The organism is Candidatus Francisella endociliophora (assembly GCF_000764555.1).
Classification (GTDB): domain Bacteria; phylum Pseudomonadota; class Gammaproteobacteria; order Francisellales; family Francisellaceae; genus Francisella; species Francisella endociliophora.
Genome location: NZ_CP009574.1, coordinates 1317182 through 1339378, shown reverse-complemented (window position 1 = coordinate 1339378; position 22197 = coordinate 1317182). Strand labels below are relative to the sequence as shown.

The following is a 22197-nucleotide window of genomic DNA, read 5'->3' as shown; positions in this document are numbered from 1 at the left end:
TTTTAAATATAGTTAGATAAATTTTAACTTATATACTTTTATTTTATGTTATTAAATAGGTATTTGTTATGTCAGATGATAAGAAAAAGAAACGCCCATTAGATGATTATGTGGCTAATATTCTAACGGTTCAAGAGATAGATCATGAAGGTGAATATGGTCCAGAGCCTGAGTTATATAATGTACCTTTAGGTCCTGATATGGTAGATGAGATATTAGAATATCCTGTAGAGCTATGTAGCATTAACAGTTTTGTATATGATAAGTTATGGACAAAACCTGCTTATGATTCTTTATTAGATAAAGTTAAAAAACTCAATAAAGACTGGCAAGATAAAACTATAGATACAATAGATCATCAAGATACAGATTTTTCTAGTTTAATCGCAGAAGATAGTGCGATTGTTTCAAATAAATATACTAGTGCAGATTTTTCAGATGCAAAATTTGCTAGGGCAAAGATAGTTGGTGGAAAGTACGATAATTGTACTTTTACAAATACTCAGTTTAACGCTACTCAAATTGGACAAAGTGAGTTTAATAATTGTCAGTTTGATAATGTGAACTTTGATAAAGCGACTATAAAAAATGTTGTATTTAAGAACTGTACTTTTACTAAATGTAGTTTTGTAAGTACACAGCTGCATACTACAGATCTACATGATTGTAAGATTATGGAGTCTAAGTTTAATAAAGAGATGTGGTTTAGAGGAGATATAATAAATGCTATTATCTCTCAAACAGAATTTAATAAGAGCCAATTTAGTGGGATGATAATACGTTCATCAACTTTATCAAATAACTCTTTTTTAAAAGTTACATTTTTTGCTAGCCAAATTGAAGATAGTAGTTTAAGTAATAACTTATGGCTAAAAGTTGGTTTTGCAAATGGTAATAGTATATATAAGACCACATTATATAATGAAAATATCCAACAATGTAACTTTGGCGATAGTGAATGGAAAGATAGTGAGGTACAAAACTCTCAGTTTCTAAAGAATGATTTTAGTAAAGTAGAAATGCATGATACTGATTTCACAGGAATTAATGGAATAGGTGATAACTTTGCTACAGGAATATTTGCCAATTGCAAATTTATGGACTGTGATTTAGCACAAGCTAATTGTACAGGTACAGATTTTATAGTTAGTAGTTCTATACAAAATTGTACACTAGATAAGTTAATCTATGCTTATGCAAATTTACCAAAAAACTTTGATGAGAGCCAACTAAAGAGAACTTCACAAGCGCAAGTTAAACCCTTGACTGATAAGGATTTGAGAAAACCAAGAGATGCAGAGGATAGCGATAAAGATACATCTAAACCACTTAGAAATCTACCAGATAGAGATGCTGCTGTGCTGTGTGAGTTGGTGTATGAAAGTTCTATGTTGGAAAGTATTGCAGGAAGAAAAGATACTTCATTAGCTGATCTTATTTATAATGAAGATAAGAAAACTTTAGATAAGGATGTAAAAGCTCTTTTATCAAAAGATGATGATGGTAGTTTAAGTACACCATTAGATGATTATGCTAATTATTATCAACCAGTTTTAGCAAAATATAAACTAGTAGCAGTAAGCCCTAGTAGTTCAGATGGTTACTTTAGCATAGCCATAGCTAATAAAGATGATAATAAAAATAGAGGTATATACATAATAACTAGAGGTAGTGATAATACACCTAATTATCTATCAGATATAAAGATGTCAGTAAGCTCTTTGCCAGCAATATTTAATGAAGCTATTTCATTCACTAAGAGTATTTTAGCCAGTAATGATAATGTTAAATATTTAGGCTTTAGTGGCCATAGTTTAGGTGGCTCAGTATCACAAGCTCAAGTTGTATATTTTGAAGCAGAGAAAGATAAAAAATATACTATTAGTCCATCTAAAAACTTTGAGCCATTTGGTATAGGTAATATTTTATCAGGTATGAAAGTTGGAGAAACAGCAAAAGAGGCAAATAATTTTACAGGTATAATTTACGTTACAGCTGATGCAGAATTAGCAAATAGATATAAAGGCTCGCCTAAAGCATATTCTAGCATAATATCTAACTACTATAGAGCTGGAGATTTAGTTTCAGAGCAAGAGCTGAATTCAATACTTGGTAATATTACAAAAATAGAAACAAATTATTCTTTTGAGGAAAGTTTAAAAAGAGCTAGAAAATTTGATGTTTCAGAAACTCCTAAATGGTGGGAAGATCAAACTATTAGGAGGTCTCAAAATGATGCAAATACTCAGTTAGGTATGGTTCAGATTTTAAAAGATAGGATGTACTACTTACACACTATGACTAACTATAGGTATCAGGGATTTAGTCCAAGTTTAGTTAAAAATAGCTTCAATACTACAAATGTAGAGATATTAATGACTAAAGGCAATAAAGAAGACAAAGAGAATTATAACTTTGTGTTTCAAGCTATGAGTAGTTTTAAGGAGATTAAATAAATGAGATATTTATTTAAATGCTCCATTTTAGTAATTTTTTTATTACTTTTATCAAGCTGTAGTTTTGATATATCACCTAAAGCCACTAAAGAGCAACAAGAACAAGTAAAAAATCAAGTGATGCAATTACTTGAAAAAGAGTATAATCAACCGCTTAAGTTATTAGATTTCAAATATGAATATGAATTTCATAACACATATTCTTTTTTGTATATAATATTCAGGAAGTATGGGAACTATCATTTCAGAATACAAGCAGTTGATAATCCTGTGATAATTATGGACTTTGATTTTAATGATGGTTTAGCTACGAAAGAATCAATTAAACCTTTAATTGATTCTTTTAAAAAGAATCAATTAAATGATTTGTATTGCACTGGTTTAAGTAGTATTTACTTTAAACAAAAAGAAAAAACTGTAGACCAAATACTATTAAAAAAAGCTGAAAAATATTGTGATAGAAGAAATCAAACTTGGTATCAAAAATGGAAACGCTTGAATAAAAAATGAAGTACTTAGATTTTAGCGGTTATAGCTTAGGTGGTTCAGTGTTATAAGCTCAGACAGTCTACTTTGATGCAGAAGAAGATAAAAAATGGAAGATTTAAATCTCACCAAAGTCAAATAAATTATGATTCGGGGGTTTTTATAATAATAATTAGTGTTAGATTCACAATACTATCAAGCTGATAACCGCCTTTTAAGTTTTTAAGCACTTTGACGTACTTAAACATCTGCTTTAAAGTATAAAAAGATCGCTGTAGCATAGTCTATTAATTAAAAAATTTATAGTTATAGTATACCAACAAATAAGTTTTTTAATATATTAAGAGTTTTAAAGTATTATGATAAAAAATTTCTTCTTCACGATAATCACAGCTATTTTTTTAAGTTTTTCTCTGGCTTATGCTTTAGATAATAAAACTCCTAATTATTATGAGCAAGGAGCTGCCCTAGCCTCCCATTTGAAAAAGCAAGATATTGGCAAAGATCAAAACTTCACTCTAGAATATGTTTATAAAGGGTTAAAAAACTCTCTAGATAAAAGACCATCAAAAAATATTCCCAAGAATGAAAAAAGCTCTACAAGCTTTGCAATAGGCTATATTACCGGTCAAAATAATTTAAAAACAGGGGAGATCTTTACCTTTAAATCAGAAAAGATAAAATATGACCCTACAGCTGTTCTAAAAGGAATAGTGGATCACTATAGAAATCATAATCCACAATATAAAATAATTCCAAAAAACAATCTTATCAATCCATCAAAGTCAAAATCCATTGAACTAAGTGACTCGGAATACTGCTACAACTTAGGCTACTCGATTTTTGAAATCCCCAAGAATTACTTAGATTCAAACTTCATTGATGAAGATGCTTTTATTGATGGGCTAACTGCTGGGCTTAATAATAAAAAACTTAACTTATCAAGTAATGAGCTCAATGAAACTAGCTATATTATGGGATGTTTACTATATGAACCAGAATTTTTCAATTTTAAAAACATCTCAGATAAAAATAACTTCCTAAAAGGTTTTTATGACGAAAGCCAAACTAATGATCTATAGATCTTGTTGGTCTTTGAATTTTAGAGCTTTATCATAAACCTGGTTTTTTTTAGCTCCTGTTAATTTTACCACCAATTTTACAGCCTTTTTGAGAGGTAATTCTTCCAATAAATCTTTTAAAAGCTCATCCATATTTACACCCGCAGCCTGTTCTTGATTTTCTTGATCACTACAATCAATGATTACAACAAACTCACCTCTTACAGTATCTTGATTAAATTCAAAATGCTCATAAACTTCTTTAGCAGACCCTGAAACAATTTTCTCAAACTGTTTAGTTAGCTCTTTAGCAACCGCAATCTTATAACTTGGTATTAGCTCCACCAAATCTGCTAATAAGTACATTATTCTATGCACAGATTCATAAACAATAACTGTTGTATTTAAATCTTGAATTTCTTTAATTTGTTCTTGTCTTTTTGTTTTTTTTGCTGATAAGAAACCTTTAAATATGAAATTATCTGATGGTAACCCTGCAACTGATAATGCCGCAATTACTGCACTAACTCCTGGTATTGGTACTATACTGTAATTGTCTTGACGAAGACTAGCTACTATCTTATAACCTGGGTCTGATATTAATGGAGTACCAGCATCACTAACCAAGGCAACTCTTTTCCCATCATCTAAAAGTTCCTTAACCTGTTGTACTCTCGACTCTTCATTAAAATCATGGCAGGATATTAGCTTTTGTTCACTCTTAATATTTAAGCTTGCTAAAAGCTTAGCTGTCACACGAGTATCTTCAGCAAGTATTACATCAGCACAACTCAAAACATTTACAGCTCTATGTGTAATATCTTCTAAATTCCCAATAGGTGTCGCTACAACATATAAGATTGCTCCCTCTACATTATTCACCAAGCATCTCCACTATATTTGTAATATCTCCAGCACCTTGCACTAAAACAACAGTATTATCATCCACAAGCTTTTCTAAAAAATAAATAGCATGATCAAAACTATCAGCAACAATATGGTTAGTAACCCCTTTCACAATATCCTGACTTTCAGCCCCTTTAATAACTGACTCTCCAGCAGAATATGTTGGCAAAATTATTAACAAGTCAGATAAAGAAAGAGCTTTCACCCAATCATTCAAAAGATCTCTATTTCTTGTATACCTATGAGGCTGAAACACGTGTATTATTTTCTTATTTGGATATTTATCTCTAACAGCTCCTAAACAACTGGTTATCTCTGCAGGATGATGCCCATAATCATCTATTACTTGCACGTTATAACCTGATATTTTCTTATTATAAATATCAAATCGCCTTGCTACTCCTGCAACTTCTGTTAGAGCTAATCTTATATCTTCATAACTAAAACCAAACTCTAAACAATTAGCAATACATGCTACTGCATTTTGTACATTATATTTTCCCGGCAATTGAATAGTAAATTTTAACTCTTGTCCTCTATAACTAATTTTGAAATTTGTTCCTTCTAAATCTTCTATATAATAATCATAGATATGTATATCTGCATTTTTTGAAAACCCATAACTAATAATATTTTTGTCTGCAAAAGAGTACTTAGATAATAAATCCCTACAACCTTTATCATCAATACATATATAAACTTTTCTAACATTGTCTTTATTAATAAATTCGGCAAAATTCCCTAAAAGAACTTCGTAACTATTTTGATAAGTTGACATATGGTCAAGGTCAATACTTGTAACAATGACACTATTTGGGTTTAAGTGTAAAAAAGAAGCATCACTCTCATCTGCTTCAATTATCAACTTGTTAGAACCATTAACTTGTATATTTGAATCTGCATATTTAACAACACCTCCAACAACAAAACTACTTGAACTATCAAGCTTATAGCTTAATGTTGCTAAAATACTAGATGTTGTAGTCTTGCCATGAGTTCCTGTAATAGCAATACTATACTTAAAGGATTTCATTAATATAGATAGAAACATTGCTCTTTGTAGACATTGTATGCCAAGGTTTTTAGCTTCAGCAAGTAATGGATGACTTGCAATAATAGCACTAGAATAGACGATCATATCAAAGCTAGCAACATCAACCTCACTAGGACTAGAAGATATTGAAATTCCCAAATTTTCTAATTTTTTAGTTAGTTTATTAGGACTACTATCATAGCCTGACACTTCTGCTCCAAGCTTATTGGCAGCTATTGCCAATGCAGAAACACCTATACCACCAACACCTAGAAATAATATTTTTTTATTCAATTAAACCCTACAAAAAAACAGCTTTTATATGATCTATTCTAACACAAATGAATAACTATAATTATAATCCTCGCCAGTATTTAAACACTGCTTTACTGAGTTCATACAACATACCTTTACCATCAGCCGCATCCACGCCATTTTTTTTACACCAATTTGTAAAAATAGTTCCACCATCAGCATACATAAGATCATAAGCAAAAGCATTTTTGTTAAAATTACTAAGGTTTAATGGAAGCAACTCTCCATAAATACTTGATGAAGTTGAATTAATCACAATATCATAGGTTTCTTGAATATTGTCAAAATCCTCTAATTGTATATTAAACTCATCTAAAAACTGCTCTTTAACTCTCTCAGCTTTATTTTTTGTTCTATTCGAAATAGTTATGGACTTTGGACTTTCTTTAATAAGTGCTGCAACAACTGCTTTTGCAGCACCGCCCGCACCAACAACAAGTATTCTTTTATTATCAAAAGTTTTCTTATAATTATTTTTTATATCATTAACTATTCCTAATCCATCATAATTTAAAGCAATCATTTTTCTATCGCTTGTAAAAATAACATTGCTTGCTGCTTTCACAAAAGTAGCCGCATTATCAGCAGCATCAGCAAGTGCAAAAACTTTTTCTTTAAGAGGAACTGTTACACTTAGCCCTTTTACTTGACTGTTTTCTTTAAACTCTTGGATTTTCTGTTCCAAGTTTTCAGGAGCAACTTCAATAGCTGTAAACAAGATATTTTGTTTATATTCTTGTGCTAGCTGCATTTGAATTTTAGGTGATAAACTATGTTTAACAGGAAAGCCAATTACGTGATATAAATCTTTCATAAGATTACTTTTTCTACAAATTAATAAAATTATATCATGATGCTACCACAGGCTTGAATCCTAGAAGAAAAATAAATATCATAATGCCACAAATAAGCTCATAATCAAAAAAATGAAAAAGAATATATTTCTATTAGCTGCTACTATGTTATTTTCTGCTGGCTTTAGTGCTAATATTGACAGTGGATCAACAGTCCAAAATACAAAACCAAGTGATCATGCAACTCCTATGGCTATGAATGCAACCCCAACTCCAATGAGTAAAGAAATCAAAGAGGGAAATATACCAAATATTGATCAACCAAAACAGCAAGAGCAACTTGTTGGCTCAAACTCAAATACATGGACACCAGCATACCTTAAGGTTAAAAAATTCAAAAAATGCCTAGATGTTCAAGACTATCGAGGTTGGGAAGGATACTGTTTACCTAGTAAGCAACCTAAAAAATGTCCTGATAAATCTTGGAATAAATTATCCGAGATGAACCTTATTCCTTGTGCAAACTAGAGCAAATAATATTTGACTAAACATATATCTTTCTATAAAATACCGAAACTATTTCTATGATGTATTAAAAATTTAAGCATATATTAAAATTAAAAGAGGAAAATAAAAATGAAAAGAACATTCCAACCTTCAAACCTAAAAAGAAAAAGAACTCACGGCTTCCGTGCTCGCATGAAAACTTTAAGTGGTAGAAAAGTTATCAGAAACAGAAGAGCTAAAGGTAGAGCTAAGCTTGCTGCATAATTTTTGCTTAACAAAGCAAAATATTCTCAATAAAAGCGAGATCAAACAAGCCTTCAGCAGTGTAGAAAAAAAAATAAGCACTTCACACTTTACTTTTCTTGTTAGCAAAAGAGATATTAAAGAACCCGGTATGTGTGCGATCTTGCCTAAAAAAACTATAAAAAAAGCTACTAAAAGAAATCTTTGCCGCAGAATTATAAAAGAGTCATTTCGCCAGCATAAAGATTTCTTAGATCAAACAAGCTTGATTGTTTTGAGCAAAAAATCAGCATCTCAAGCAACTAAGGAAGAATTGTGGCAATCTATAGCAAGATTTCAAGATTTTTTAAAAGGAGCATAACAACTCCTTTCATTCTTCTTATCAAATTTTATCGCTACTGTGTAAGCCCTTTTATACCTGCCAGATGCAGATATTATCCAACTTGTTCAGAATATGCTCTAGAAGCTTTAAAATCTCATGGTATACTAAAAGGATTGTATTTAACTACTAGTAGACTTTTGAGGTGTCACCCACTTTCAAAACGAGACTACTTTGACCCAGTCCCTGCAAAAACAAAAAAGGTTAAAATAAATAATGAAAGCTAATCATATAAGAATATTGCTGCTAGTTACTATAGCAATAATGTTTATCTCGCTAATGGGAAGATGGGAGCAAACTTTCCCTTCAAACGATAGCAAACAACAAACTTCTGAAGTCCAAAAAGATAATAGTCACTACAGCGATACAGATGATAAAACTACAACCACCAGTATAGCAAAATCTGAAGCAAAAAACACTCTTGCTGTAAAAACTGACTTTTCTAAGTATGATGATGCAAAAAGTGTAACTATAAACACTGAAGTATTTAAAAACCTAAAAGTTAGCTTATTAGATGGAGCTATAATCTCTGCATCTCTAAAAGATTACACTGTTAGTTTAGAGGATAAAACTCCTATGAATTTACTAACAGAACAGCAAGGATCTGAATACATCGCAAAAAGTACTATTGTTGTTGATAAAAAACCTATAACTGTTAATTTTGAGAGCCAAGGAATCAAAAAAGAAGATGGTAAGCAAATCCTAACATTAACTGGTGATGCTGATGGTTTACAAATTACAAGAACATACACTTTTGATGATGCTAAATATAATATTTCAGTATCGCAAAATATCAAAAACACTACTTCAAATCCAGTAAGTGTAATAATAGATAACTCTCTAGCTAGGGATTTTGATCCAGCAGGAGATAGCTTCAGCTTATTAAATGCTCATAGCTATACATTTACAGGTGTTGCTTACTCTACTGCTAAAGATTCTTTTAGAAAAGAATCTTTCAAAGATATAGGTAAAACAAATGGTCAGCCAACTGTTATTGATAGTCAGGGTCAAGGCTGGGTTGCATTTATCCAACACTACTTCATGAGTGCATGGATTCCTCAATCTGATTCAAAAATTTACTACAAGAATTTAAATAGCAATGTATTTGAAGCTGGTGAGTACACTGGTATTACAATTGCACCTAACCAAGCTCAAGATGTTTCATCTATGCTATATTCAGGTCCTATTATCAAAGATAACTTAACAGGATTAGCTCCAAACTTAGAAAAAACTCTAGATTACGGAATGCTTTCATTCTTCTCAGAAATTATATTCTGGATAATGAGCCACATCCATGCTCTAGTTGGTAACTGGGGACTATCAATCATACTAGTTACTTGTCTAATTAAGCTTATTTTCTACCCTCTTTCTGCCAAGAGTTATCGTTCTATGGCAAAAATGAGAATGCTACAACCTAGACTTAAGCGCTTACAAGAGACTTATAAAGACGACAGACAAGCTCTAGGTAAAAAAACTATGGAAATGTATAGAGAGGAGAAAGTTAACCCTCTCGGTGGATGTTTACCAATGTTAGTACAGATCCCTATTTTCATCTCATTATACTGGGTGCTACTAGAGTCTGTTGAATTAAGACATGCACCATTTATATTCTGGATCCATGACTTATCAATGAAAGACCCTTATTTTGTACTACCTATTCTTATGGGTCTATCAATGTTTTTACAACAAAAATTATCTCCAGCTCCAGCAGATCCTATGCAAGCTAAAGTAATGATGTTTTTACCAGTAATATTTACATTCTTATTCTCATCATTCCCTGCAGGTTTAGTACTATACTGGTTAACAAACAACCTTATTAGTATTTCTCAACAATGGGTTATTACAAGAAGGTATCAGGCTACACATAAAAAATAAGTGAAACAATGGATAAATCTTTATTAAAACCAAAATACTGGGGCATCTGGATTTTAATTGGGATTGCAAAGATTCTTGTTAACATTCTTCCCTACAAAGTTCTAATGCGACTTGCTATTGGTATTGGCTACTTAGCAAAACCTTTAATGAAAAAACGCAACCAAATAGCTATAACAAACCTAAAAATAGCCTTCCCAGAAAAATCAAATAAGGAAATATATAAGCTTGCTAACGAAAGTTATAAATCTGCATGTATGGCAGGATTTGAGAGCTTAATTGCATGGTTTATGACAAGAAAAAGGTTCAATAAAATCCACTTTGAAACTAATATAGAATCCTTTGAAAAAATACATTTTGATAAAGATAAGACTGTCATAGTTTTAGGGTTCCACTTCCATTGCCTAGAGATAGTTGGAAGATACATAGGCCAAACCTACTCCCCATTTACAGTCATGTATCAAAAACATGGTAATCCATTAATGGAGCATATAATAACAACTTCCCGCAAAAAATACGTTAACGAATGTTTCCAAAGAAAAAATATCATCTCTGTAATTAAAAGTTTAAAAAGAAAAGTTTCTCTCTGGTATGCTCCAGACCAAGATTTTAAAGAGCATATTGTTTTCGCGCCATTCTTTGGTAAGTTATGTGCCACTCTAACGGTAACACCTTTGCTTGCTGAAAAGACTAATGCCATTGTAATTCCTGCTTATTATGTTAGAAAACCTGACTTATCTGGGTATCTATTAGTTTCTGGAGAGGAGCTAAAATTTACAGGTGATGCTTATAAAGATGCGGAAATGACTAATAAATTTTTAGAAGAAGCTATAAGAAAGTATCCTGAACAATACCTATGGCAACATCGTCGCTATAAAACCAGACCTCCAGGTGAAGAACAAATTTATTAAAACAAAACTTACAATATGTTAAAATCAAGATAGTTTTTAAGCACCAAGAAGCAAATGAGTAACAAGAAAGATAAAATAAGTAACCTTATTACATGGTTCGCTGTTGGTCTAATGAACTATGGTTCAAAATTACCATTAGCTTCCCATAAATATATAGTTTTAACTATTGGTTTTCTTATAAAACCTTTTTTAAAAAGTCGTAATAGAATAGCACATGAAAATATAAAGATTGCTTTCCCAGGAAAAACACCTAAAGAAATAAAGAAACTTGTCAATAAAAGTTATTATTCGATGGTTCTCTCAGGAGCTGAAACTACTGCCGCATGGTTTCTATCAAAAAAAAGATTTAAAAAAATTGATTTTGAATGGGAAGGAAACTCTCTAGAGATATTTAAAAAATATCATAATGATCCAAATACAAATGTTATCTTCCTAGGATTCCACTTTCATTGTATTGAGATAGTTGGTCGTCACGTTGCTGAAAAGTACCCACCTCTTACTGTAATGTATCAAAAAAATAGTAATGAGCTTATAGAAAAGTTAATAAAAGAATATCGTGAAAAAAACATATATAAATGCTTAGATAGCAAAAACTTAATAAGTGTAATTAAAAGCCTCAAACGTGGTTATTCTATGTGGTATGCTCCAGATCAAGATTTTGGACTTGAGAGCACAGGACTTGACAACTCAGTATTCGCTCCTTTTTTTGGGACTCTTTGCTCAACTTTAACTGTAACACCATGGTTAGCAGAAAAAACAAATTCTGTAGTACTACCTGTATATTATGTTAGAGAAAAGTGTCTAAAAAAATATAAAATTGTTTTTGCAGAAAAGCCTTTAGAATTTACAGGCGATGCTTATAAAGATGCTGAGATTACAAACAAATTTCTTGAAGATGCTGTTAGAAAGTATCCTGAACAATACTTATGGCAACACCGTAGATATAGAACTAGACCAAATGGCGAACCTCAAATATATTAAGGCTCAAAAATATGTTAAATAAAAAAGGTTTCTCATTAGTTGAATTGATGGTTGTAATAGCTATTATAGCTATCCTTGCTTCTATTGGTATACCAATGTATAACAACTATATTCTTAGGAACCATCGTAGCGAAGCTACCGCTGAATTATTAGCTGCTGCAAATGCTGCTGATAATTTTGAGATCCGTAATGGAACTTTTCCTTCAGGAAATGACATAAATAGTTTTTACAATAGCACCACTAAAAATGGATTTTATACTTTATCATATTGTTCTGGAGAACCTAGTTGCTCAAATGTAAGCTATGTTTTAACAGCTACAGCACAGAATTCTCAAACAGCTGATACTCCATGTACAAGTATAGAACTTGAAGTAAATGGAGGCATTGTAAATAAAACACCAGCAGAATGTTGGAACTAATTTTATTTTATAAAATAGAGGAATTATAAAAATGGCTAATTATAGTACTAATGAATTTAAAGGTGGTTTAAAAGTTTTAATTGATGGTAACCCAATGGTTATTGTTGAAAATGAATTTGTTAAACCAGGAAAAGGACAAGCTTTTAATAGAGTTAAGCTTAAAAACTTACTGAATGATAGAGTAGTTGAAAAAACTTTCAAATCAGGAGAGTCTGTTGAAGCTGCGGATGTTGAAGAACTAACAGCGGCATATTCTTATTTTGATGGTGACAGCTATGTATTTATGCATCCAGAAACTTTTGAGCAATATATGGTTTCTGAAGAAAGCCTTGGTGAAACAAAAAAATGGCTCAAAGATCAAGATGAATATGAAGTAATATTATTTAATGGTCAACCTATATCTATAATACCGCCTAATTTCGTAAATTTAGAAATTATAGAGACAGACCCTGGGCTAAAAGGCGATACTGCAGGAACCGGTGGCAAACCGGCTACATTATCAACTGGTGCAGTAGTTAGAGTTCCTCTGTTTGTCCAAACTGGTGAAGTAATCAAAGTTGACACAAGAACATCTACTTATGTATCAAGAGTAAAGGACTAATATGCAGTCAAAAGATAACTTAGTCTGGATTGACCTTGAGATGACAGGTCTAGATGTTGAAGAATGCAAGATCATTGAGATTGCGACCATCATTACTGATAAAGATTTAAACATCATCGCAGAAGCTGAACCTATTGCAATCTATCAGCCAAGTGAAGTTTTAGATTCTATGAATGAATGGTGTATAAAAACTCATGGCGAAACAGGCCTTACTCAACGAGTAAAAGATAGTAAAATATCTTTAGAAGAAGCTGAGCAAATAACTCTAGACTTCATTAAACAATACGTGCCTTACCAAAGCTCTCCATTGTGTGGTAACTCAATATGGCAGGATAGAAGATTCTTAGCAAAATATATGACAAAAATTGATGATTACTGCCATTATAGAATGCTAGATGTTACAAGCCTAAAACTTCTTAATGAATATTGGGGAGATGGTCAAAGCTTCAATAAGCAGGCGACTCATAAAGCATTAGATGATATTAAAGAGTCTATTGCGGAGCTAAAATTTTATAGACAAAAATTATTATCTGTTTAATAAAGGTATAAACTAATGAAAAAAATACTTCTTTGGATAACTTTTGTAGTATTAATATGTTCTTGTTCAATGCATCCTCTTGGAATAGCAGATGAAACATGGCAAAAAATGACTCCTGAACAACAAGCTGAAGCATACAAAAAACAGGCAGATATAGATGCAAAAGAACGAGCTCAAAAACTTGCATATCAACAGCAACAAGAACAGGAGATTGCAAATATTAAAGCTAACCCTAAATATGGAGAATATGTTCAGTGCGTAGTTAATAATGGTAAGTATCAAAGCTTTATTAATGAATGGGATGATATTCAATCATTTAGTTTTGATGCAATTAAAGATAAAACTACCTCAACAACATTAACTTATTACAGAAATAATGATAAGTTCTTCAAAGACACACAAAATCTATATATATCATTCACAGGAACACAAATCAAAATCTGCAAAGCTGAGAATTCTTTTGACAACAATTGCTCAATCATCAACGCTACAGCTCCACAATATCAAAGAGGAGTTAATATAAACATTGACTCTGGAGTGATTAAAGGAAGTGTCCAATGTGATATGGTTTATAAAAATAATAAGCATCACAGAAACAGAGGACACTCTGATATAATAATAAATATATAGAATGATAATGATTATCATTAACTCTAGATTTAAATGATTTTTTTGTTATAATTACCCCCACTATTCTTAATAGCTTTATACAATCTAATTTCGAGAACTAAATATGAAATACGCTTTAGTTGGAAACCCTAACTGCGGTAAGACAACAATATTTAACGCATTAACTGGACTAAACCAGAAAGTTGGTAACTGGTCAGGAGTTACTGTCGATAGAAAAACTGGTTTTTTCAACTCAAACAATAAGAAAATTGAAATAGTTGATATCCCTGGAATCTACTCACTATCTGTATCTGATGAGAACTCTATAGATGAGCAGATAGCATATTCATTTATCGTAGAAGAAAAACCTAATGCTATTATAAACGTCGTAGATGCGTCTAATCTAAATAGAAGCTTATATCTGACAATACAACTAATAGAGCTCGGCTTACCAGTTATATTAGCTGTAAATATGATAGATGTAGCAAATAAAAAAGGTAGTATTGTACATTTTAATAAACTTGCAAAAACTCTAGGATGTAAAGTTTTACCAATAGTTGCAGCTAAAAATATAGGTATCAAAGACCTTAAAGATGCTTTAGCAGAAACTCCAAAATCTTCGAAGTTTGATTTAGAAGAACACTATCCTAAAGAAGTATTTTCTTTAGAGCAGCAAATAAACTCTCTACGAAGAAATCCGCTTGGTAACTTATGGCTAGCTACAGAACTATTAGACAATAGAGATATTCAGCTTTCACAAGAAGTTCAACCTAAAGAGTTAGAGAGGTTAAAAGAATCTATAGGTACTAGTGAAAATATAGATATAGCTAAACTAAGATATAAAGCTGTATCTAAAATTATACAAAATACCGTAGAAACAAAAAAAGTCTCTAACCTGAACTTTACGAAAATACTCGATGCTATCTGTATGAATAAATATCTAGGAGTTCCTATATTTTTATTTATGATGTACCTAATGTTTTTATTTTCAATAACTTTAGGTGGTGCTATTCAACCAATGTTTGATGACTTATCTCATGCTATTTTTGTTGATGGATTAGCATACTATTCAAATATGATTGGACTTCCTGTAGCTGTAACAGGAATACTAGCAAATGGTTTAGGCACGGGTATAAATACAGTATTAGGCTTTATTCCTCAAATAGGTTTCTTATTTATATTTTTATCAATACTAGAAGATTCGGGCTATATGTCACGAGCTGCATTTGTCATGGATAAATTTATGCAATCAATCGGGCTATCTGGAAAAGCATTTGTTCCTTTAATAGTTGGGTTTGGCTGTAATGTTGCCTCAATTATGGCGGCTAGAACTCTTGAGACTCGTAAAGACAGACTTATGACTTTGATGATGTCCCCTTTTATGTCTTGTGGTGCAAGGCTTGCAATATTTTCTGTATTTGCCAGTGCTTTCTTCCCTCAAAATGGCGCTACTGTAATATTTCTACTCTACCTAGCTGGAATTGCTGGCGCAATTGTTACAGGATATATTATTAAATTTACTTTTTTAAAGGGCGATACTGCTCCATTTATCTTAGATATACCAAATTATCACAGACCATCTTTCAAAACTGTAATGATATACAGCTGGAACAGGCTCAAATCTTTTTTAATTAGAGCTGGTAAGGTAATTGTTCCAGTAGCAATTATTGTTGGTAGTTTAAATAGCATCACCTTCAACAAAACTACAGCTCTAGAGTACTCAGCTAAAAAAATCACCCCTATCCTTAACCCAATGGGTATAAATAATGACAACTGGCCCGCTACCGTTGGTCTAATCACAGGAACTCTAGCTAAAGAAGTGGTAGTTGGTACTTTGAATACTATTTATACTCAGGATGATAGTAATGGTATTCCTGAAGAATTTAGTTTCACAGATAGCTTAAAAGAATCTTGGGATACAACTATAGAAAATATCAAAGGTATAGATCTAGCAACACTTATAAATCCAATTGAAGCAAGTAAAGCTGATGCTAGTATGGATAAAGGTGCAATGGGTAATATGGTTACAAAATTTGGATCAATGTCTGCTGCATTCGCATATTTGTTATTTGTCCTTTTATATATTCCTTGTATTTCAGTTGTTGGTGCTATGGTTCGAGAATCAACTAGAGGTTGGGCTATACTATCTGTACTATGGAGTGCTTCTATCGCTTATGTCGCAGCTGTTGTTGTTTATCAACTAATAAATTTCATTGATCACCCTGGTAGCTCTACAATATATATTGGCATAGCCATGGCATATATTTTTGGAATAGTCTTCTTAATGAAATATCTTTCAACTAAAATCAAATTTGTTGCAAATCTTACAGGATGTTCTAGTTGTAATAGCAAGTCTTTATAAAGCATTTTTTTGTAATATACACTTTTACCCAATAAAATCTTCATACTATCTTCTAGCTTAAAATTCACTAAAAATGCCATACAATTTATTACAAAAAAGTTTACTATTATTACCTTATTTATGTTACGATGAATTTTAGATGCACTCGAGGGTGTGTCGTTTTCAACACAATTTAAATAAAAAACTTGAGAGGAGTTTTTATGTCAAAGTTTGTCTATGCCTTTAGCGAAGGTAATAAGTCTATGCGTGATTTACTAGGTGGAAAAGGTGCTAACCTTAGTGAAATGCTAAATAGCGGTCTTCCTGTTCCTGATGGCTTTACAGTAACTACAGAAGCATGTTTAAAGTACTATGATGATCGCCAAAAATTATGTAAGAATGTTCGCGATCAAATATTTGCTCATGTTACAGACTTAGAAAAGAGAACCAGAAAAACTTTTGGAGGTGGAAACAATCCTCTATTAGTATCTGTTCGCTCTGGTGCTAGGGTTTCAATGCCTGGGATGATGGACACTGTACTAAATCTTGGCCTAAATGATGAAGTTGCTAAGGCAATGATAGCAAAGACAAACAATGAACAATTTGTTTATGACAGTTACAGAAGATTCATAATGATGTTTGCTGATGTTGTTATGGACTGTGAGAAGAAACCTTTTGACAAAATTCTTGATGATAAAAAAGAAAAAAGAAAAGTAAAAAATGATTGCGACTTGAGTGCACAAGACTATAGGGATATTGTAGCTGAATATAAGAATGTATATAAAGATTTAGTTGGCTCAGAATTCCCAACAGATCCTATTGAACAGCTACTAGCTGCCGTTGAAGCAGTATTTAAATCTTGGAATGCTGAAAGAGCTATTATATATAGAGAAATTAATAATATCTCTAATAACTGGGGTACAGCAGTTAACGTCCAAGAAATGGTTTATGGGAACTCTGGTAATAACTCTGGCACAGGTGTTGCTTTCACAAGAAACCCTTCTACTGGTGAAAGCGAACTTTTTGGTGAGTACTTAATTAATGCTCAAGGTGAAGATGTAGTTGCAGGTACTAGAACTCCAGCACATATCTCAACCCTAAAAGATAAAATGCCAGAAGTATTTAATGATTTTGTAAAAATTGCTAATAACTTAGAGAAAGTATACAAAGATATGCAAGATATGGAGTTTACTATCGAAGATGGTAGACTCTTCATGCTACAAACCAGAAATGGTAAAAGAACAGCAAAAGCAGCAATTAAGATAGCTGTTGATATGGCTAAAGAGGGTCTTATCTCTAATGAAGAAGCTGTGATGATGGTTGAACCTCATCTTTTAGAGCAACTACTGCATCCAAAATTTGATGAAAAAGCTCTAGCTTCTAAGCGTGCTCTTGGTTCTGCTCTTGGTGCTTCACCAGGTGCTGCTAGCGGTAGAATATATTTTGATGTTGAATCTCTACTTGCAGCAAAAGCCCGTGGAGAAGAAAAAACTATCCTTGTAAGAATAGAAACTTCTCCAGAAGATATCGCGGGTATGAACGCTTGTAACGGTATCTTAACACTTCGTGGTGGTATGACATCTCACGCAGCAGTTGTTGCTCGAGGTATGGGTAAATGTTGTGTTTCTGGTTTAGAATCAGCAAGAATTGATGAAGATAAAAAAACAATTACATTTGAAAGAGGTCAAATTTTTTCTGAAGGTGATTATTTATCTTTAGATGGAACAAAAGGTTCTGTTTATAGAGGCATTATCAAAACAGTTGATCCTGAGGTTACAGAAGATTTTGAAGAATTTATGAAATTTGTTGATAGTGTTCGTAAATTACGTGTTAGATGCAACGCAGATACTTATAAAGATGCAACAGTTGCAAAAGCTTATGGTGCAGAAGGCATCGGTCTATGTCGTACAGAGCATATGTTCTTCGAAGAAGACCGTATTTCTTATGTTAGACAAATGATCCTAGCAAAAGATAAGAAAGAAAGACAAAAAGCTCTAGATAAACTCCTACCTGTACAACAACAAGACTTTGAAGAACTATTTGAAGCAATGGATAATCTAGCTGTAACAATCAGATTTATTGATCCTCCCCTACATGAGTTTTTACCTCATGAGACTGATGAAATAGATGATTTAGCTAGAGAATTTAATATTAGCTACAGTGAGCTAGAGGCACGTATTGAAGCTCTTAATGAGATGAATCCAATGATGGGCCACCGAGGCTGTAGACTAGCTGTTACATATCCTGAAATTATTGAGATGCAGACAAAGGCTATTATTTATGCCGCAATTTCAAGTAAACGTATGGGAATAGAAGTCAAACCTGAACTTATGATACCGTTAGTTAGTACTCTTGGTGAGTTTAAATTACTAAGTGGTATAGTTAGAGAAGTTGCAGACACTATCCTAAAACGTGAAAAAATAGATATTGACTACAAAGTTGGTGTAATGCTTGAAACTCCTCGTGGTGCAATTGGTGCTGGTATGTTAGCTGAAGCTGGAAGTGAGTTTTTCTCTTTTGGTACAAATGATCTAACTCAAATGACTTTTGGCTTTAGTAGAGATGATGCTAATAAGTTTATCAAGGACTATCTTGAGCATGGTATTCTGAGCTTTGACCCATTTGCCAGATTGGATCCAAAGGGTGTTGGTAAGCTAATGGAAATAGCTAAAGAAGGTGTTAAAGCTGTAAACCCTAATGCTAAAATGGGAATTTGCGGTGAACATGGTGGTGAACCATACTCTGTAGGATTTTGCCATGATTTAGATCTTGATTATGTATCTTGCTCGCCGTTTAGAGTTCCTATCGCAAGATTATCAGCTGCTCAAGCTAAAATTTATGCAGATAAAAGATAATAATATTAGCTATATTTCTTCATTTTTCTAATTTTTTTCATAATTTATCGCAAAACACTGTTTACACAAAAATATTATCTGTCTACAATGATTTATATCTAGTTTCATAGAGTGGTATTTTTTTAAAGTACTACTCGGCACAAAAAAGGAAAAGGTGTATAGTATTGTGAATATATATATCCGAAAACCTATAGATGTTTTTACTTCTATAGTTAGTGTCTCTAAAGTCAGTAACATATTTTCTCAGTATGTTTCTGGATCGTTTTCTCAAAGTAAATATTCTCAAAAACAATCACTCCTTCTTTCTCTCAAAATAAATCTTCTCAGCCTCTAATAAATTTTTTTTAGATTTTATTAGCAGGACAAAAGCATTTTTTAAACAACTTTTTTAAATAAAAACATCAAGAGTAAATTATGATAGATAAAATATGGAAAAACGGGAAAATTGTATCTTATGAAGATGCAAAGGTTGGTATAGATACACATTCTCTACACTATGGCTCATCAGTATTTGAAGGCATAAGAGCTTATGAAACACCTGAAGGAGTTGCTATTTTAAAACTAAAAGAGCATATGGAAAGATTTGTATATTCAATGAATGCTTTAGGTATGACATGCAAATATACAATTGAAGAATTATGCCAAGCAGTGTTAGATATAGTAAAAGCTAGTGGTAAAAAATCTTGTTATATAAGACCTTTGGCATATTATGCAGAAGGTGGTGTTAGTGTGTTACCAGCAGCAGATCACCCTATTGATATTACGATTTACTGTTTAGATATGGGTAAATATATGGCTGCTGATAAGGTTGATATTAAGGTTAGTAAGTATATCCGTATTCATCCTCGCTCTACTGTCTGTGATGCCAAAATAGGAGGACATTATGTCAACAGTATTTTAGCATCTCGAGAAACTATTGGTACTCATTACCATGAAGCATTATTACTTGATATAGACGGAAATGTAGCTGAAGGTGCTGCAATGAATGTTTTCTTTATTAAAGATGGTGAAGTTGTCACTACTCCTCTAGGAACAATCTTAAATGGTATAACCAGAAAGATCATTATCCAAATAGCACAAGATTTAGGCTACAAGGTTTCAGAAAGATTATTCAAGGTTGATGAAATATTAGAAGCTGATGAGGCTTTCTTTTGTGGTACTGCTGCTGAGGTAACACCTGTAGCAAGTATAGATGATTGCAAAATCAAAAATTCAGATTACACAATCACAAAACAAATAAGAGAAGTTTTTGAAAATATCAAAAAAGGCCACGCATACAAAGAATTTTTAACTTATACAGGAGCTTAAAATGGATAAAAAGAAAATTTATATCTTTGATACAACTCTTAGAGATGGACAGCAATCACCTGGTGCAGGCATGTCTTTTCAAGATAATATTGAATATGCAGATTTAGCTGATAAGTTAAAAATTGATGTTCTAGAAGCTGGCTTTCCTTCTGCTAGTAAAACTGATTTTGAAATAGTAAATACTATCTCAAAAAGGATGACCGAAAGAAACTCTAATATGACTGTTGCTGGATTATGTCAGCTACGCAAGAACCAAGTTGAAATTACAATGGATGCTTTACGACCATCTTTAACGATAGGTAAAGCACGAGTTCATGTATATCTACCTGTAGATCCTAACTTAGCTCAAGCAAGTCTTGGTAGTAAAAATGATAACGAGCAAAATATCAAAAATGTTTATGAACTAATAAAACTAGCAACTGATGAAGGCTTCGAAGTTGAGTTTAGTGCTGAAGGTTACTCAAGACTTGGCGATACATTTGACTATGTAACAGATATTTTCAGAGCTGCTGTGTCTGCTGGAGTTGCTGTCATTAACTGTCCTGATACTATTGGTGGAGCATGTGAAAGAGAAGGAAATGAATATTTTGTTCATAATATGTCTAAGCATGCAAAAATTATCAAAGAAGAATTTCCAAGTAGCAATATAATTTGGTCGGCACATTGTCATAATGACTTAGGTTTAGCACTAGAAAACTCTATGAACGCAGTATTTGATGGTCCAGCGACACAAGTGGAAGGTTGTATCAATGGTGTTGGTGAAAGAGCTGGGAATGCTTCTTTAGAACAATGTGTAATGTTTATAAATCTTTTCGGTAAGCAAGAAGATTGTCATTACTATAATGATATTGATATTGCTAACTTTAAAACTATTTCTGATTTTATTGGTAATAGAATGCTATCAAGACAGCCTCACTATCCTATTACTGGTTTAAATTCTGCTAGACATACTTCAGGTGGACATACTAATGCTATTTTGAATAATCCTCTAGCATACCAACCATTCCACCCAGAATCAGTTGGTAATGAAATTAGTTTTGTATTTGGTCCATTATCAGGTGGTAACCATGCTAAAAAGATTATCGAAGAAAACGGTTATACTTGTGATGACAAAGAAAAAGCAAAGATTGCTCAACAAATAAAAGATATCTATCATGAACGTAGAAAAGGTATCACAGATGAAGAGCTAATAAATGCTTATAAGCAAATTAAATCGCCAATCAATATTTCAAATATTGATTATGGTAAATCTAATGGCGAAACCTATGTTGATCTTAAGGGTAATTTCTTCGGTAATATAGATTATAGAATTACAGATCATGGCGAGAACTCTGCTCTTTCAGCATTACTAAAAGGTATTCAAGAAAATATCCCTGATATAAATATTTCAGATTACTTCTCTAGATCATTGAAAGATGCGGGAATTAACTCTAAATCTGAAACTACTATTATAATTAAAGCTGGTGAAAATAGTCCAACAGTAGAGGGTGTAGCAATAGATCAAGATATTGAAATATCTTCACTTAAAGCCCTAATAACAGCAACAAATAAACTATATGTAGAAACAAACTTTAGGAAGTAA

21 protein-coding genes are annotated in these 22197 nt (G+C 32.2%); 18 read left to right on the top strand and 3 right to left on the bottom strand.

What is annotated here, in order from left to right; all coding sequences use genetic code 11:
* Window positions 1-68: 68 nt before the first annotated feature.
* From QI37_RS06555 to QI37_RS09980, 3 genes are all read left to right on the top strand, one after another.
* Window positions 69-2456 carry a pentapeptide repeat-containing protein gene (locus tag QI37_RS06555; protein WP_040009749.1) on the top strand — a complete coding sequence of 796 codons (2388 nt, stop codon included), beginning with the start codon at window positions 69-71 and terminating at the stop codon, window positions 2454-2456.
* The gene (locus QI37_RS06550) at window positions 2457-2966 is read left to right on the top strand and encodes a hypothetical protein (RefSeq protein WP_040009747.1); all 510 of its coding nucleotides are present in this window, start codon (window positions 2457-2459) and stop codon (window positions 2964-2966) included. It abuts the gene before it with no gap.
* Between the two features lie 335 nt (window positions 2967-3301).
* The gene (locus QI37_RS09980) at window positions 3302-4024 is read left to right on the top strand and encodes a hypothetical protein (RefSeq protein ID WP_052399167.1); all 723 of its coding nucleotides are present in this window, start codon (window positions 3302-3304) and stop codon (window positions 4022-4024) included.
* Here QI37_RS09980 and rsmI read toward each other — a convergent pair.
* The 3 genes from rsmI to aroE form a co-directional block, all read right to left on the bottom strand.
* Window positions 4019-4885 (bottom strand): 16S rRNA (cytidine(1402)-2'-O)-methyltransferase, encoded by an 867-nt coding sequence (rsmI, locus tag QI37_RS06540; RefSeq protein ID WP_040009744.1) that lies wholly within the window; start codon window positions 4883-4885, stop codon window positions 4019-4021. The two genes, QI37_RS09980 and rsmI, sit on opposite strands and share 6 nt — an antisense overlap.
* A complete protein-coding gene (murC, locus tag QI37_RS06535; RefSeq protein WP_040009741.1) occupies window positions 4878-6236 on the bottom strand; it encodes a UDP-N-acetylmuramate--L-alanine ligase in 1359 nt (452 codons plus the stop codon). Before murC ends, rsmI begins: the two co-directional genes overlap by 8 nt.
* A gap of 61 nt (window positions 6237-6297) precedes the next feature.
* Window positions 6298-7071: a shikimate dehydrogenase gene (aroE, locus tag QI37_RS06530; RefSeq protein WP_040009739.1), complete on the bottom strand. Its 774-nt coding sequence runs from the start codon at window positions 7069-7071 to the stop codon at window positions 6298-6300.
* A gap of 112 nt (window positions 7072-7183) precedes the next feature.
* On the opposite strand from aroE, the gene QI37_RS06525 reads away from it, so the two are divergent.
* The 15 genes from QI37_RS06525 (at window position 7184) to QI37_RS06465 (ending at window position 22197) form a co-directional block, all read left to right on the top strand.
* A complete protein-coding gene (locus QI37_RS06525; RefSeq protein ID WP_040009737.1) occupies window positions 7184-7579 on the top strand; it encodes a hypothetical protein in 396 nt (131 codons plus the stop codon).
* Between the two features lie 108 nt (window positions 7580-7687).
* A complete protein-coding gene (rpmH, locus tag QI37_RS10120) occupies window positions 7688-7822 on the top strand; it encodes a 50S ribosomal protein L34 (RefSeq protein WP_003014180.1) in 135 nt (44 codons plus the stop codon).
* The gene (rnpA, locus tag QI37_RS06520) at window positions 7812-8162 is read left to right on the top strand and encodes a ribonuclease P protein component (RefSeq protein WP_040010740.1); all 351 of its coding nucleotides are present in this window, start codon (window positions 7812-7814) and stop codon (window positions 8160-8162) included. Before rpmH ends, rnpA begins: the two co-directional genes overlap by 11 nt.
* Complete coding sequence (yidD, locus tag QI37_RS10115; protein WP_081946989.1) at window positions 8117-8407, top strand: membrane protein insertion efficiency factor YidD; 291 nt, start codon at window positions 8117-8119, stop codon at window positions 8405-8407. The genes rnpA and yidD overlap by 46 nt, the downstream gene beginning before the upstream one ends.
* The gene (gene yidC, locus QI37_RS06515) at window positions 8397-10055 is read left to right on the top strand and encodes a membrane protein insertase YidC (protein WP_040009735.1); all 1659 of its coding nucleotides are present in this window, start codon (window positions 8397-8399) and stop codon (window positions 10053-10055) included. The genes yidD and yidC overlap by 11 nt, the downstream gene beginning before the upstream one ends.
* 8 nt (window positions 10056-10063) lie before the next feature.
* Entirely contained in the window at window positions 10064-10963 is a 900-nt protein-coding gene (locus tag QI37_RS06510; protein WP_040009734.1) for an LpxL/LpxP family acyltransferase, read from the top strand.
* A gap of 54 nt (window positions 10964-11017) precedes the next feature.
* The gene (locus tag QI37_RS06505; RefSeq protein WP_040009732.1) at window positions 11018-11944 is read left to right on the top strand and encodes a lysophospholipid acyltransferase family protein; all 927 of its coding nucleotides are present in this window, start codon (window positions 11018-11020) and stop codon (window positions 11942-11944) included.
* Between the two features lie 11 nt (window positions 11945-11955).
* On the top strand, window positions 11956-12363 hold the full coding sequence (locus QI37_RS06500; RefSeq protein WP_040009729.1) for a type IV pilin protein: 408 nt from the start codon (window positions 11956-11958) through the stop codon (window positions 12361-12363).
* A 31-nt stretch (window positions 12364-12394) separates the two neighbouring features.
* Window positions 12395-12964, top strand: coding sequence for an elongation factor P (gene efp, locus QI37_RS06495; RefSeq protein ID WP_040009726.1), 570 nt, complete (start codon window positions 12395-12397; stop codon window positions 12962-12964).
* A 1-nt stretch (window position 12965) separates the two neighbouring features.
* The gene (gene orn / locus QI37_RS06490) at window positions 12966-13502 is read left to right on the top strand and encodes an oligoribonuclease (RefSeq protein WP_040009724.1); all 537 of its coding nucleotides are present in this window, start codon (window positions 12966-12968) and stop codon (window positions 13500-13502) included.
* 15 nt (window positions 13503-13517) lie between these two features.
* Entirely contained in the window at window positions 13518-14132 is a 615-nt protein-coding gene (locus QI37_RS06485; protein WP_040009723.1) for a hypothetical protein, read from the top strand.
* A 103-nt stretch (window positions 14133-14235) separates the two neighbouring features.
* The gene (gene feoB / locus QI37_RS06480) at window positions 14236-16473 is read left to right on the top strand and encodes a Fe(2+) transporter permease subunit FeoB (protein WP_040009720.1); all 2238 of its coding nucleotides are present in this window, start codon (window positions 14236-14238) and stop codon (window positions 16471-16473) included.
* A 200-nt stretch (window positions 16474-16673) separates the two neighbouring features.
* Window positions 16674-19307: a pyruvate, phosphate dikinase gene (gene ppdK / locus QI37_RS06475; protein WP_040009718.1), complete on the top strand. Its 2634-nt coding sequence runs from the start codon at window positions 16674-16676 to the stop codon at window positions 19305-19307.
* A gap of 414 nt (window positions 19308-19721) precedes the next feature.
* Window positions 19722-20615, top strand: a complete 894-nt coding sequence (locus QI37_RS06470; protein ID WP_040009715.1) for a branched-chain amino acid transaminase — start codon at window positions 19722-19724, stop codon at window positions 20613-20615.
* Window position 20616: 1 nt separating this feature from the next.
* On the top strand, window positions 20617-22197 hold the full coding sequence (locus QI37_RS06465) for a hydroxymethylglutaryl-CoA lyase-like TIM-barrel protein (RefSeq protein ID WP_040009713.1): 1581 nt from the start codon (window positions 20617-20619) through the stop codon (window positions 22195-22197).

Coding starts and splice junctions, on each gene's coding strand:
- QI37_RS06555 (WP_040009749.1), top strand. CDS start 69: ATGTCAGATGATAAGAAAAAGAAACGCCCATTAGATGATTATGTGGCT.
- QI37_RS06550 (WP_040009747.1), top strand. CDS start 2,457: ATGAGATATTTATTTAAATGCTCCATTTTAGTAATTTTTTTATTACTT.
- QI37_RS09980 (WP_052399167.1), top strand. CDS start 3,302: ATGATAAAAAATTTCTTCTTCACGATAATCACAGCTATTTTTTTAAGT.
- aroE (WP_040009739.1), bottom strand. CDS start 7,071: ATGAAAGATTTATATCACGTAATTGGCTTTCCTGTTAAACATAGTTTA.
- QI37_RS06525 (WP_040009737.1), top strand. CDS start 7,184: ATGAAAAAGAATATATTTCTATTAGCTGCTACTATGTTATTTTCTGCT.
- rpmH (WP_003014180.1), top strand. CDS start 7,688: ATGAAAAGAACATTCCAACCTTCAAACCTAAAAAGAAAAAGAACTCAC.
- yidC (WP_040009735.1), top strand. CDS start 8,397: ATGAAAGCTAATCATATAAGAATATTGCTGCTAGTTACTATAGCAATA.
- QI37_RS06510 (WP_040009734.1), top strand. CDS start 10,064: ATGGATAAATCTTTATTAAAACCAAAATACTGGGGCATCTGGATTTTA.
- QI37_RS06505 (WP_040009732.1), top strand. CDS start 11,018: ATGAGTAACAAGAAAGATAAAATAAGTAACCTTATTACATGGTTCGCT.
- QI37_RS06500 (WP_040009729.1), top strand. CDS start 11,956: ATGTTAAATAAAAAAGGTTTCTCATTAGTTGAATTGATGGTTGTAATA.
- efp (WP_040009726.1), top strand. CDS start 12,395: ATGGCTAATTATAGTACTAATGAATTTAAAGGTGGTTTAAAAGTTTTA.
- orn (WP_040009724.1), top strand. CDS start 12,966: ATGCAGTCAAAAGATAACTTAGTCTGGATTGACCTTGAGATGACAGGT.
- QI37_RS06485 (WP_040009723.1), top strand. CDS start 13,518: ATGAAAAAAATACTTCTTTGGATAACTTTTGTAGTATTAATATGTTCT.
- feoB (WP_040009720.1), top strand. CDS start 14,236: ATGAAATACGCTTTAGTTGGAAACCCTAACTGCGGTAAGACAACAATA.
- ppdK (WP_040009718.1), top strand. CDS start 16,674: ATGTCAAAGTTTGTCTATGCCTTTAGCGAAGGTAATAAGTCTATGCGT.
- QI37_RS06470 (WP_040009715.1), top strand. CDS start 19,722: ATGATAGATAAAATATGGAAAAACGGGAAAATTGTATCTTATGAAGAT.
- QI37_RS06465 (WP_040009713.1), top strand. CDS start 20,617: ATGGATAAAAAGAAAATTTATATCTTTGATACAACTCTTAGAGATGGA.